Here is a 14,166-nt window from a genome sequence, read left to right on the forward strand (position 1 = left end):
CCAGATAACATAATTCAGCTTACATCACTCTTAATAAAAACTTTTCAATCTATATCTAAACCGCATTCATGGAAAAAACATACAACCCCGCTGCTATCGAACAACATTGGTACACCACTTGGGAAGAAAAAAATTACTTCGCTCCCAGGCAGGAAGGTAAATCATTCTGTATTATGATTCCACCTCCTAATGTCACGGGCAGTTTGCATATGGGGCACGCTTTCCAGGATACTATTATGGATGCGCTTACCCGTTACCATCGCATGAAAGGCTATAACACTTTGTGGCAACCGGGAACTGATCATGCCGGGATAGCTACACAAATGGTGGTTGAACGTTTAATTAACCAGGAAGGTAAAACCCGGCATGACTATGGACGCGAAAAATTTATTGAGCGTATATGGGACTGGAAAGAGGAATCAGGCGGCACGATTACCAAGCAATTACGCCGCATGGGGGCATCACTGGACTGGTCACGCGAACGCTTTACGATGGATGATGGATTATCTGAAGCAGTTAAAGAAGTGTTTATCAGCCTGTATGAAGAAGGCTTGATTTATCGTGGTAAACGCCTGGTTAACTGGGACCCCGTATTACATACCGCAGTATCGGATTTAGAAGTGTTATCCGAAGAAGAAAACGGCTCTATGTGGCATATGCGTTATCCACTGTCTAATGGATCCGGGCATTTAATCGTCGCCACAACGCGCCCTGAAACCATGCTCGGTGATGCGGCTGTAGCGATTCATCCAAATGACGAGCGTTACAAACACTTGCTTGGTGAATTTATTAAGTTACCGCTTTCAGGTCGATTAATTCCGATTATTGCCGATGAGTATGTGGATCCTGAATTTGGTACAGGTTGCGTTAAAATTACCCCTGCACATGACTTTAATGACTACGAGGTCTGGACACGGCACAAAGAAATCTCTGCCATTCAAAACCAAATTCATGGTGGTCTAATTAATATTTTTACCGTTGATGCAGCAATTCGCGCTAATGAAGAAGAGGAACAAGACTTAATTCCTGCACAATATATAGGCTTGGACCGTGTCGCGGCTCGTAAACAAATCGTGGCCGATCTGGACTCCCTGGGTCTATTAGAAAAAATTGACGACCATAAATTAATGGTGCCACGCGGCGATCGTTCGGGCAGCATCATAGAACCGTTACTAACTGACCAATGGTATGTCAAAGTTGCACCACTTGCTGAACCCGCTTTAGAGGCAGTTAAAAGTGGCGAGATTCAATTTGTTCCTGATAACTGGAAAAATACCTATTACGACTGGATGAATAATATACAGGATTGGTGTATTTCGCGGCAGATTTGGTGGGGGCACCGTATCCCTGCCTGGTATGATGAATTGGGTAATATTTATGTTGGACGCACTGAGCAAGACGTTCGTGAAAAACATAATCTAACTGATGGCTATGCATTAAAACAAGATGAAGATGTATTAGACACCTGGTTTTCTTCAGCACTGTGGCCTTTTTCAACCTTAGGCTGGCCTGAAAAGACACCTGAACTAGAGCAGCATTATCCTGGTGCTGTTTTAGTCACAGGCTTTGATATTATCTTTTTCTGGGTAGCTCGCATGATTATGATGGGCAAAAAATTCATGGGTGATGTACCTTTCAAAAAGGTTTATATACATGGGCTAGTACGCGATGCGGAAGGCCAAAAAATGTCTAAATCTAAAGGTAATGTCTTAGACCCTATTGATTTAATTGATGGCATTTGTTTAGAAGATTTAGTAACCAAGCGTGTCTCAGGAATGATGCAACCGCACCTGGCAGAAAAAATCGAAAAAGCGACCCGTAAAGCATTTCCGGCTGGTATTCCTTCTTATGGAACTGATGCACTCCGCTTTACCTTTGCTTCACTTGCGTCAACAGGTCGAGATATTCGTCTGGACAGTGGCCGGATAGAAGGTTACCGTAATTTCTGTAACAAATTATGGAATGCTGCACGTTTTGTACTGATGAATACTGAAGAGCAGGATTGTGGAGTAACTGGAGGTGTTCTGGAGTGCAGCCAGACAGACAAATGGATCGTATCGCGTTTAAATCAGGTTATTGCCACCACGAGCGATGCTATTGAAAATTACCGTTTTGACCACGCCGCCCAAGAAATTTATGAATTTATCTGGAATGACTATTGTGACTGGTATTTAGAATTGTCAAAAATTTCATTGCAATCAGATAATGAAGCACTACAACGTGGCACCCGCAAAACATTATTAACTGTTTTAGAAACAGTATTGCGTCTTGCGCATCCGATCATGCCTTTTATTACCGAAGAAATCTGGCAACGTGTAGCGCCATTGGCTGGGGTAAACGCTGCAACGATAATGTTACAGGCATATCCTGAATCAGATACGGCACAAATAGACCAGCAAGCTATTGCCACTACTGAATGGACTAAACAATTTATTTTAGGTGTCCGACGAATTCGTGGAGAAATGAATATTGCGCCAGGCAAACCTTTACCAGTTTTACTGGAAAACATCAGTATATTAGACCAGCAATACCTGCCACATGCTCGGATTTATTTACAAAAACTTGGCCGTATTGAATCAATTACCTGTTTAGAAACCCATGAAACTGCTCCCGAGTCTGCCATTGCTTTAGTTGGCGAACTACGTATTCTTATCCCCATGGCCGGTTTAATTGATAAAGTAGCAGAAATGAACCGTCTGGAAAAAGAAATTGCCAGACTAGAAAAAGATTTACCGCGTATTGAAGGGAAATTGAATAACCCTAAATTTGTCGATAAAGCACCCGCAAATGTTATTGACAAAGAAAAAGAAAAATTGGTCAATATACAAAGCTCACTGACTAATTTTAATCAGCAATTACAAAAAATTAGACTATTGTAAACATTGATATCAGTATTTTTACTCTTTAAAGATGCAAGGGATACCGAATTCGATTTCTCCTTGCATCAAAAATTGCAAAACAAAATTTCCAGAATGATTAATCCAGGTAGCAAGAGAATTGCTTTTAATACTTATCCTTAATAAAACTTCTACTTAATCAATATTAATGAATAACTTGGCTAATGATGAAGTTTCATCTATATTTAATGGATGAAAGACAATATCTATAATAATTTTATGGCGGAAAATTCATCAGAGATACAATTTAGTGGCTTACTAAAATGCATCGTAAAAGAAGGCTTATTGACTGAAGCTGAAGCTGCGACGCATGAGATTGAGGCACAAAAAAATAATGTGCCGCTAATTAGTTATTTAGTTAAAAATAAGCTTATTGATGCAAAAGTAGCAGCACAACATGTTTCCACTAAATTTGGTGTACCTTTCTTTGATTTATCTGCAATAGATAAGTCTGCCCTGCCCTACAACCTAGTCAGCGAAAGACTCATCCGCCAACATCATGTCTTACCTCTTTTCCAGAGAGGTAATCGCTTATTTATTGGTTTATCAGACCCGACTAATGTTCAGGCGCTGGATGATATTAAATTTCATACTCGCTTAAATACTGAAACTATCCTGGTTGAAGAAGACAAGCTTACTAGATATATAGAATCATTTATAGAAGCTGGTGATACCTCTATAAGTGACTTGATTGATACCGACCTTGAAAATATTATTATTACTGATGGCAATAGCCAGGTAATAGAAGAAGATACTAGTGATATTGATGATGCTCCCATCGTTCGTTTTGTCAATAAAGTTTTTCTGGATGCTATTAAAAAAGGCGCTTCTGATATCCATTTAGAGCCGTATGAAAAAAGCTTCCGTATCCGCTTTAGAAGCGATGGCATGTTATCTGAAATTGCCAGCCCTCCTTCTAATATATCTCATCGAATTATTTCACGTATAAAAGTTATGGCCAAAATGGACATAGCAGAACGCCGTATCCCTCAGGATGGGCGTATTAAAATGAAAATTTCAAAAAACAGATCCATTGATTTTCGTGTTAGTACCTGTCCAACCCTATTTGGTGAAAAAGTAGTCTTACGTATATTAGACCCTGCTAGCGCCGAGATGGGCATTGAAGAACTTGGTTTTGAACCTGAGCAAAAAAAGCACTTTCTTGATGCCATTCAGAAGCCATATGGCATGATTTTGGTTACCGGGCCTACAGGTAGTGGTAAAACCGTATCATTGTATACCGGTTTGCATATTCTTAACACGATGGAACGCAACATATCAACGGCTGAAGACCCGGTTGAGATTACTGTTGAAGGTATTAATCAGGTGAATATGAATGTTAAAGCAGGCCTAACCTTTCCTGTTGCATTAAGAGCCTTCCTGCGCCAGGATCCTGATGTCATTATGGTGGGTGAGATTCGAGATCTTGAAACAGCAGACATTGCTGTAAAAGCCGCACAAACAGGTCATTTGGTATTATCCACATTGCATACTAATGATGCGCCTCAATCCCTGAACCGTTTAATGCAAATGGGCGTTCCGGCTTTTAATATCGTATCTTCAGTATTACTGATTATGGCGCAAAGGCTGACTAGACGTCTATGTGAAAAATGCAAAACCAATGCAAAATATCCAGACAAAATTTTACTGGAGGCTGGATTCAAAAAACAAGAAGTGGGCACCTTTACCGCATATAAAGCTGTGGGCTGTGAGCACTGTAATGCTGGGTATAAAGGTCGCGTAGGGATTTATCAGGTGATGCCCATCACTGAACAAATGCGTGGCCGTATCTTGGAGGGTTGCAATGCCATGCAACTTGCAGAGCAAGCAACTTCGGAAGGAGTCAATGACTTACGTCGATCAGGCTTACTAAAAGTCATGCAAGGTGTAACTTCTATAGAAGAAATTGATCGAGTAACAAGAGAGTAATTATGGCACAATACATAGCCCAAATAGATTTTAGCTGGAAAGGCAAAGATAAAAGTGGCAAAGTCATTAAAGGTGAACAAGTCGCCGTTAGTGAAGCAGTTGCACGTGCAGAATTACGCCGCCAAGGCATCCGTGTAATTGCTATAAAGAAAAAACCAAAGGATCTTTTTGCTAAAGCCAAAAGGTCAATAGGTGCAAAAGATATTGCCGTTTTTTCCAGGCAGCTTGCGACTATGCTGGAGTCTGGCATCCCGATGGTACAATCTCTTGATATTATTGCTAAAGGCCATGAAAATCCAGCAATGACAGAAATGTTACAGACAATTAAAGAAGATATTGAAGAAGGAGACACGTTAGCCCAGGCACTTAGAAAACGACCTGTCTATTTTGATGACTTATACTGTAACTTAGTCGAAGCAGGTGAACATGCAGGGATTCTAGAAGGCCTTCTGGATAAAATTGCGACTTATAAAGAAAAAACTGAAACTATCAAGGCAAAAATTAAAAAAGCCTTAACTTACCCGATTGCGGTCGTTGTCGTTGCTTTTATCGTAACCGCTATCATGTTGATTTTTGTTGTCCCCGTTTTTAAAGATCTATTTGACAGTTTTGGTGCTGATTTACCTGGCTTTACATTATGGGTGATGGGCCTTTCTGAGTGGATGGTTGCCAATTATTATTATGTCGTCGGCAGCATCGTTGCGACGGTATACATCTTTATGTATTTCAAAAAACGCTCCAAAAAATTCAATTATTTTCTTGATCGCGCGCTATTAAAACTGCCCATTATAGGGATGATTCTGCATAAATCTGCCATTGCTCGTTTTGCAAGAACCTTAGCGACCATGTCAGCTGCAGGGGTTCCCTTAGTAGAAGCTTTAGAATCTGTTGCCGGTGCAACGGGTAATATTATTTACTATAACGCTGTTATGCAAATGCGAGAAAATGTTACTACTGGACAGAGTTTACAATATTCAATGACTCAGACAAATTTATTTCCTCATATGGTGGTACAAATGCTTGCGATTGGCGAAGAGTCAGGTTCTATCGATAAAATGCTAAATAAAGTCGCTGATTTTTATGAAGAAGAAGTTGACAATCTGGTCGATAACCTGAGCAGTTTAATGGAACCTTTTATCATGGTTATTCTAGGTATTTTAGTCGGCGGATTACTTGTCGCGATGTATTTACCGATCTTCAAACTTGGAGCTGCTGTAGGTTAAAAACAGCATATAGACTTTTTCAGATAAATAACTTCCACATACCCAAACAAGAATTCCAGATTCATAAGGACTGCAAAGATTTAGAATGGAAATTTAATATTTGAGAATCTATTGATATATTTTTTCAGCACTGAACTCACTGAAACATGATACATATTGACTTGAACTTTGTGGCTTTTTTAATTAATTGATTTCTTATCTTAATATTCGACAAGGCTCAGTTTCATTGTTTATGCACGTTTATATTGTTGAGCGTGGAGCAGAAATTGTGCCCTAGCTGACATGCAAACAACATTGATTTCACCAACTAACGATCACCCTGTAAAGTACTTCTTATTTTATAAAACTATATGTCGTCATATTCTATTATTTTAAATTCACCTGCTTTACTTTGTCCGATGATTGGCATCATAGGATTAATGGTGGGTAGTTTTCTTAATGTTGTTATTTACCGTCTCCCTATCATGATGCAGCGTGGCTGGAAACAGGAATGTCAGGAATTTCTAGATCTTCCGGTTTCCGAAACAGTTAAGGGAACTTTTAATCTTGCCCTGCCTGGCTCCCAATGCCCTGCATGTAATGCAAAAATACAAGCGTGGCAAAATATTCCTGTACTGAGTTATCTATTGTTAAAAGGTAAATGCGCTAATTGTCAAACAAGCATTTCGATACGTTATCCCATCATTGAAGCACTGACTGGCGTTTTATCTGTCGTTGTTGCCTACAAGCTAGGAGGTCAAATAGAAACCTTGTTTGCTCTCATTCTCACCTGGACCTTAATCGCACTGAGCGGTATTGATTTTGATCATCAATTATTACCTGACAACATTACATTACCAGTATTATGGCTAGGCTTATTTTTAAGCCTGTTTAATATTTTCACCGATCCAGTTTCCAGTATTATTGGAGCGATAGCTGGATACTTATTCTTGTGGACTATTTATCAGTTATTTAAACTACTCACCGGTAAAGAAGGCATGGGTTATGGTGATTTCAAATTACTCGCATTATTTGGCGCCTGGCTAGGCTGGCAATATCTGCCATTAATTACCCTGTTATCATCTTTAGTCGGTGCCATTATCGGCACTTCAATGATTATTTTCGTACAACGTGATAAAAACATCCCTATACCTTTTGGACCTTATCTCGCGATTGCGGGCTGGATCGCCTTATTATGGGGTGAACAAATAAATAAGCTGTATTTATCAAGCACCGGCTTAATGTAAGTATACCTATGTATAAAGTAGGTCTTACCGGGGGTATTGGCTGTGGCAAATCAACCGTCTCTGATTTATTTAAGCAACATGCCATTCCTGTGATTGATGCTGATAAAATCGCTCATGAGCTTGTTACTCCTGGTCAAAAAGCATTAGAGCAAATTAAAACTGATTTTGGAACTCACTGTATCAACCCTGATGGCAGCATGAATAGAAGTAAACTGCGTGATTGTATTTTCCAGGACGCGAAAAAAAAACGCCTACTAGAAAATATTATACATCCTTTGGTTTATGCAGAAATCGACCAGCAAGTAAGTAAACTGACTACCCCTTATGTCATTATTTCTGTCCCTCTGTTAATAGAGACTGGAATGCAATCTCTAGTTGATCATATTTTAGTCATTGACTGCCCTATGGAAATGCAGGTTAATAGAGTAAAATTACGCGATAAACTCAGTGACTCGCTAATTACCTCTATTATAAACAGTCAAGTGAGTAGAACAGAGCGCTTAGCACATGCAGACAGTATTATTTATAATACTCAAGATTTAAGCTACCTAAGCCAACAAGTTAAAACCTTACATAACCAATTCCTTAAACAAGCACAGTGACTACTGAATATATCAGCTACGAATTTCCTTTTAATGAACGCATGCGTGTGTTCATTCGTCTGGAACAACTTTTTTTACAACTAGACCATTTTATTGCAGGCTCTGGCATATGGGATAAAAAGGCAACAATCAATACGCTAGTTGAAATTTTACAAGTTCTTAGTCGCCATGATTTAAAAGCCGAAACGCTTAAAGAATTGGAACGCCATTCAAATAGACTAAACCAACTTTCAAACCACGAAGGCGTAGATACCAAAATGTTACGTAAAATACTGGATGACCTAGACTCAACCAGTAAAATCCTCTATGCAACCAATGGAAAAATTGATATCTCCAGCATGAAAAGTGACTTGTTTCAAACTATTTGCCAACGCAGTAACATTCCTGGTGGAACTTGTTCATTCGACCTGCCGTCTTATCACTATTGGCTAGAACAAGAAAAAGAATTACAAAATAAAGATTTAAATATGTGGATAAGCATATTTTCTCCCATTCGGACAGCAGTCGATTTAATCCTTAATTTCATTAGATTAAGTAGCGACACAACGAATGAAATTGCACACCAGGGTTTTTATCAGGCAACTCTGGACCAGACTCAACCCTACCAGATAGTTATCATCAAAGTCTTAAGAAACACTCCTTATTTTGTTGAAATTAGTGGTGGAAAACATCGCTTCACAACACGCTTTATGAGCTCATCTTCTGGTAATGTCAGACCTAAACAAGCAGATAAAGATGTTAACTTCCTGCTCAGCTACTGTATTTTTTAACTCAACTTATCCAATTAAGGTTGTAATCTGTTATCCATCTTAGATTCCACTTTTCTGCTTACTTAATTCAGAGCATTACAGGACAACGATAAAACGGAAGCAGCCCATGTCATTATAATTTCACGGGGTTCACTATAACTAATGGTCGTCAAGTTGATGAATTCTAAAAACTCGATGGCTTTCGTGTCTATCTCCTGTATTGAATACGCTAAATTAGCTTATATGTACTTTTTTCTGCATTAAATCCTGCACTTTACGGTGATATATCAATTTTTTTAGAAGTTTGATTATTCAATTAATTTATCCTTATAGTGCATTTTTTGTAAGTATCCTATTAGCTTCATCACCAGCACTGGCAATTGAAAAACCCAAGCTTATGCTGGCTAGAACTTTTCAGCCATCTGTTGTTATAACGGATTACTGGGTGAGCGAAAAACTTGATGGAGTTCGTGCCCGCTGGAATGGACATCAGCTAATTTCCCGCGGAGGTATAGCACTTGCTGCTCCAAATTGGTTTATAGATGGATTTCCTGACATGCCTTTAGACGGGGAATTATGGATGGCGAGAGGAGAATACCAGCAAACAGTGTCGATTATCAAAAAACAAAAGCCACACTCAGGCTGGAAGAAAATCAAGTTTATGATATTTGATCTGCCAGATCATCAAGGATCTTTTTCAAATAGGCTTGCTGTTATGCGAAATATTGATGAGCAAATCCAGACGCCCTACCTTAGCATTATTCCTCAATATCAGTTATCTACTAATGAAGAACTTATGCATCACCTTAAAATCATTACAAACAAGGGTGGCGAGGGAATCATGCTTCATCATAAAACAGGGATTTATCGTAGTGGCAGGAGTAATGACTTACTGAAGCTAAAGCTATTTACTGATGCAGAAGCCAGCGTTATTGGTTATCGTGCTGGAAAAGGGCAATTTGCAGGTAAAATGGGAGCCATTAAAGTTAGATCCAGTACGGGTAAAATATTTTTTATCGGCAGTGGCTTTAGCCACAAAGACAGAGAAAGGCCTCCAGCCATAGGCAGTACTATTAGTTTTCGTTATCAGGGGTTCACAGATAGCGGGATCCCAAGATTTGCGGTTTTTATCAGGGTACGTAATGAACCCTAAGCCCAGGGCGAAGACCGGACGGGCCCCGTCGCTTTGCTGCTTTCGCGAAAAATAGTGGCGCGTTAAGGCCAATACTTTTACTTAATACACTTATCAAATTACACCGTATCAAAACCATGTATATTTACTGATAAAACTCGACTATTCCTGTTTCTATATTATAAATTGCGCCAACGATATCAATTTCACCCGCTACTGCCATTTCAGCCAATACTTCGCTCCTCTGTTTAATTTGCTCGACCATTATTTCGACATTGCGCTCAGCCACTTTCTCTTCCAAGGAGCAATCTAGCGTGCCATTTTTAGCAATCCTGCCTATTTTAACTGATTCAACTGCAGGCCGAATTTTTTCCAGCAGACCAGTCAAATGCCCTAGTTCGGCTCCCGAACAAGCACCTCTAATAGCGCCGCAGTGGGTATGTCCCAAAACTACAACCAGCTTGGATCCAGACACTTTACAGGCATACTCCATACTGCCCAGAATATCATCATTCACTACATTTCCGGCGACTCTAACACTAAAGACATCGCCCAATCCCTGATCAAAAATCAATTCAGCAGATGTCCGTGAATCGATGCAGCTTAAGATAATAGCAATAGGAAACTGGCCTTCAACACTCTCATTAGCCTGCTCCAGTAGATTACGATTATTTTTAAGATTATTGACAAAACGACTGTTACCAGCCTTCAGTATAGTCAGTACGTCTGCCGGTAGTAATGCCTGCTGGGATTCTTTAGTAACCGGTAAAGCACGTTCTACAGGTTTTAAAAAGCCAAACCCGCGCAAGTTTTGTATTACCAGTTTAATTCCCTTGCGCCGAGCATCCACTGTAAAATTTTGAATTACTTCATAAACATCATAATCAATATATTTTGCATAAGTGGCATCAATAACAACATCTGATTTGTTCGGAAAATTACTCAATACCCGAAGTATATTAGCCTTGTTCAGAAAAGAGACATTATCAGATAACGTAATAATGGTTTTATTTAACTTGTTTTGTTCATGCAAATAAAATCCGACTTGCAAATTTTCTAGCAAAATAAACGACAGCGCAAAAATCATTCCTATGCTGATACCTGTCAACATATCAGAAAAAATCAGCCCCAAAATAGTTGCAATAAACGGAATAAAGTGAAAGTAACCAACCTGGTACATGCTTTTAAACAGCGCTGGCCTGGCTAATTTATAACCTACCATCAATAAAATAACCGCTAAACTAGCTAAGGGAATTTTATTAGCCGCATCAGGAATCAATAACACCACTATCAACAGGAAAATGCCATGAAGAAAAGCAGACATTTTAGTACGCCCACCCGATTGGATATTAGTGGAACTGCGCACAATCAATTGAGTCATTGGTAAACCACCGATTAAACCTGAACAAATATTACCGATACCTTGCGCTCTAAGCTCTCGGTTATTTGAGGTTACACGCTTATAAGGGTCAAGTTTGTCAACCGCTTCAACGCACAATAAAGTTTCCAGACTTGCCACAATAGCAATAGTAATAGCAACTGGATAAATTGCAGGATTATTGATTTGACTAAAATCAGGCAGTGTAAATAAACCAAACACATCTTTCAGCGATTCAGCAACGGGTAATCTGACCAGGTGATTGCCACTCAAAGCCCATTCCGGGTAAACAGATATAAACAGCTGATTTAATAACACACCTGCGATGCCCACTAATACTGCACCATGTATCCATTGTCTAAAACGGTACTGTTTAATCCAGTCAGTTTCCCATAAGAGTAAAATCCCCAGGCAAATTAAACTGATAACAACCGCTCCAGGAGCAATAAAATCAAACATATGCTGCAATTCTGACAAGGTTGTATAGTCATCCATCTGAAAGAACGTGATATCCCCCTCATAATCCTTATCATAGCCCATTGCATGAGGAATTTGCTTCAGAAAAATAATAATACCAATACCTGCTAACATGCCGTTAATTACAGCCGAAGGAAAATAATAACCAATAATACCCGCCCCTAAATTCCCTAAAATGAACTGAATAATTCCTGCTAAAACAACGGCAAGCAGTACTGCATCAAAACTTAATTCTTGAATAGCCGCAAAGACTATCACAGCCAAACCCGCTGATGGACCAGTTATACCCAATGCTGAGCCGCTAAAACTAGTCACTATGATTCCCCCGACTACCCCAGCTATTAAACCAGCAGACAGAGGAGCCCCTGAGGCAAGTGCAATACCCAGACACAATGGTAATGCTACCAGAAAAACAATAATACTTGCGGGTAAGTCATAACGCAGGCTTGTTTTATAATTCAACAGCAAGTCATTATCTGTTAAAGAAGATTTATTTATTATCATTATTATTATATTTTCTCTTTAAATAGTCATGTAACTTAAATTACCCATCAGATAAAACGCTGTTATTTTAACTATAAACAACTCAGCAAATTATCAGGCTTCATCGCCCATTTCATCCGTTCTTATACGAATAACTGATTCCTGATTAATAACAAAAATCTTACCATCGCCTATTTTTTTCAGTTCTCGATTCTTGCAAGATAGCGTCTATAGTTGCATCAACTCTAACGTCTGACACAACCACCTCTAATCTTATTTGTGCAATAAAATCAATGTTATATTCTGCACCTCGATATCATTCAATATGCCCTTTTTGTTAACCAAAGCCTTTTACATCAATAATTGTCATTTTTTTGACACCTATTTGGTTTAACTGCTCACGAACATCCTTTACTTTGAAAAGTTTTATAATTGCGATAATGAGTTTCATTATGTTTCCTGAATTCAAATCATATACTGAACTATTTCAAATAAAATATTATACGTTCCAGGCAAAAAAATGAATTGTACTAGTTAGATGAATTCAGAATAGCAAAAGGCATTGCTATATCCATCCTATTAAATAGGTACATGCTCCTGACAAATCTTCTCACTATCCTTTTTGCTTAATTTTTCCTGTGTTAATTCACAGAAAAAGCCTTTTGGTGTTCTGCTAAAATTTTTACATGTTTTACAGACACCAAAAGAGTTTGAATCGTTGGCTTTTTGCAATGCGGTAAGAGCCTCAATAAAAATCTCTTCCCCTCCCTCTACCGGTGAACTTTCTTGTAGAATTTTCGCCGCTCTTTGAAATAACTCTGTTGGTTTTGCTTTATTTAAGGTATTTAAGCCTTTAGGCAGTAACTGAACATGAAATACCCGCTTATCTGAAATATCCTGATTTTTTTTAATAAATGCCCTTTTCTCAAGAATAATCAGCGTCTGAGAAATCGTTCCCCGGGTCATCCCTAAATAATTTGCAATAGCAGCCGGAGTATCACTGTATTTATTACAAAAAGATAAATATTCCAAAACCTGAAAATGCACCAGCTGCAACTTCATCTCAGTACATTTTTTACGCTCCTCAGAACGAATTAATGCAGCCATACATTCAATCAAATCAAATACATTCGGCTTTCTCATGGTATTAAATTTATGGTTATTACCTACTATGAAAGGTTGAGAGCGTGATGCTTTTTTTAAGGCATTGAGTGTAGATACAAAAATGTTATTATCGATTGGAGCAGCCCCATTTTGTTTAAGTAAAGCTGTTGCTTTAGTTAATAATTCAGTTGTACGAGCCTTTTTTAAAATAACCAGCCCTGCAGGAAGCAAATTCACATGAATGATACGTTTATCTATTGCATCCTTATTTTTTTCTATATATCCCTTTTTTTCCAGAACAATCAAGGACTGAGAAACGGTTCCTCGTGTCATACCAAAATAAGAGGCTGTAGCAGCCGGCGTATCAGTATATTGGCTAGAATGTGATAAATAATCTAATGTTTCAAAATGCACAAGTTGTAATCTAAGTTCTGTACATTTTTTACGTTGCTCAGAGCGAATTAATGCAGACATGCACCTTACAAACTCGAAGATTTCTGTTTTTTGTATAACTTTTTTGTTGATTTGCAAATGTTTAAAGCAATGCGCCTGGGCTATGTAATAAGAAAGTGGTCATCACGTCGATAAAGACTAAAAATAATTTTTTTATATCTTCACGCTTTTGATTAATGATGAATTTGTTTATTTTTTCATCATACCATGCTCTTCCAGAATTCTAATCTTTAGAATGTCTGTATAAAACCTATTAACGATACTTAACTCACAACGAAGCGGGGGGAATCCCTACGTTTATGCAAACTCATTTTGGTTATCCTATCCCACAACGCAGCAAAAACTTAACGTGACTAATAAAATGCATTGCCATGATTTGCCCTGCGTCCATTCATAAAAACCCTGCATAGGTTTTTATTTTGTTGCCTCAAATGGCTTAAAGCGATATCGCAAAGCCTTGTATTTTCTCTACGCAAAAAAAAGTGCTTCGAGATAACATCTGGCTCTATCACT

The 14,166-nt window shown here is 38.6% G+C and carries 9 protein-coding genes and 1 pseudogene; 7 read left to right on the plus strand and 3 right to left on the minus strand.

Annotated elements, in window-relative coordinates; translation table 11 throughout:
- Positions 1-68: 68 nt before the first annotated feature.
- From AU255_RS16335 to AU255_RS16365, 7 genes are all read left to right on the plus strand, one after another.
- Positions 69-2,879 (plus strand): valine--tRNA ligase, encoded by a 2,811-nt coding sequence (locus tag AU255_RS16335; protein ID WP_080523974.1) that lies wholly within the window; start codon positions 69-71, stop codon positions 2,877-2,879.
- Positions 2,880-3,116: 237 nt separating this feature from the next.
- The gene (gene pilB, locus AU255_RS16340) at positions 3,117-4,826 is read left to right on the plus strand and encodes a type IV-A pilus assembly ATPase PilB (protein WP_080524191.1); all 1,710 of its coding nucleotides are present in this window, start codon (positions 3,117-3,119) and stop codon (positions 4,824-4,826) included.
- 2 nt (positions 4,827-4,828) lie between these two features.
- Positions 4,829-6,049, plus strand: coding sequence for a type II secretion system F family protein (locus AU255_RS16345; protein ID WP_080523975.1), 1,221 nt, complete (start codon positions 4,829-4,831; stop codon positions 6,047-6,049).
- Positions 6,050-6,399: 350 nt separating this feature from the next.
- Positions 6,400-7,275, plus strand: a complete 876-nt coding sequence (locus tag AU255_RS16350; protein ID WP_080523976.1) for a prepilin peptidase — start codon at positions 6,400-6,402, stop codon at positions 7,273-7,275.
- Positions 7,276-7,283: 8 nt separating this feature from the next.
- Positions 7,284-7,877 carry a dephospho-CoA kinase gene (coaE, locus tag AU255_RS16355; protein WP_080523977.1) on the plus strand — a complete coding sequence of 198 codons (594 nt, stop codon included), beginning with the start codon at positions 7,284-7,286 and terminating at the stop codon, positions 7,875-7,877.
- Positions 7,874-8,647, plus strand: coding sequence for a cell division protein ZapD (gene zapD, locus AU255_RS16360; protein ID WP_233144712.1), 774 nt, complete (start codon positions 7,874-7,876; stop codon positions 8,645-8,647). The genes coaE and zapD overlap by 4 nt, the downstream gene beginning before the upstream one ends.
- Positions 8,648-8,930: 283 nt before the next feature.
- Positions 8,931-9,779, plus strand: coding sequence for a DNA ligase (locus AU255_RS16365; protein WP_269844819.1), 849 nt, complete (start codon positions 8,931-8,933; stop codon positions 9,777-9,779).
- A 124-nt stretch (positions 9,780-9,903) separates the two neighbouring features.
- Here AU255_RS16365 and AU255_RS16370 read toward each other — a convergent pair whose 3' ends face one another.
- The 3 genes and pseudogenes from AU255_RS16370 to AU255_RS21235 all read right to left on the minus strand — a co-directional run bounded on the left by AU255_RS16370 (position 9,904) and on the right by AU255_RS21235 (position 13,731).
- A complete protein-coding gene (locus AU255_RS16370) occupies positions 9,904-12,117 on the minus strand; it encodes a bifunctional SulP family inorganic anion transporter/carbonic anhydrase (protein WP_080523979.1) in 2,214 nt (737 codons plus the stop codon).
- A gap of 93 nt (positions 12,118-12,210) precedes the next feature.
- A pseudogene (locus AU255_RS21565) lies at positions 12,211-12,547 on the minus strand (P-II family nitrogen regulator).
- Between the two features lie 128 nt (positions 12,548-12,675).
- Positions 12,676-13,731 carry a MarR family winged helix-turn-helix transcriptional regulator gene (locus AU255_RS21235; RefSeq protein ID WP_332889068.1) on the minus strand — a complete coding sequence of 352 codons (1,056 nt, stop codon included), beginning with the start codon at positions 13,729-13,731 and terminating at the stop codon, positions 12,676-12,678.
- Positions 13,732-14,166: the final 435 nt, after the last annotated feature.

It is taken from the genome of Methyloprofundus sedimenti (genome assembly GCF_002072955.1).
Lineage (GTDB): Bacteria > Pseudomonadota > Gammaproteobacteria > Methylococcales > Methylomonadaceae > Methyloprofundus > Methyloprofundus sedimenti.

Coding starts and splice junctions, on each gene's coding strand:
- AU255_RS16335 (WP_080523974.1), top strand. CDS start 69: ATGGAAAAAACATACAACCCCGCTGCTATCGAACAACATTGGTACACC.
- pilB (WP_080524191.1), top strand. CDS start 3,117: ATGGCGGAAAATTCATCAGAGATACAATTTAGTGGCTTACTAAAATGC.
- AU255_RS16345 (WP_080523975.1), top strand. CDS start 4,829: ATGGCACAATACATAGCCCAAATAGATTTTAGCTGGAAAGGCAAAGAT.
- AU255_RS16350 (WP_080523976.1), top strand. CDS start 6,400: ATGTCGTCATATTCTATTATTTTAAATTCACCTGCTTTACTTTGTCCG.
- coaE (WP_080523977.1), top strand. CDS start 7,284: ATGTATAAAGTAGGTCTTACCGGGGGTATTGGCTGTGGCAAATCAACC.
- AU255_RS16370 (WP_080523979.1), bottom strand. CDS start 12,117: ATGATAATAAATAAATCTTCTTTAACAGATAATGACTTGCTGTTGAAT.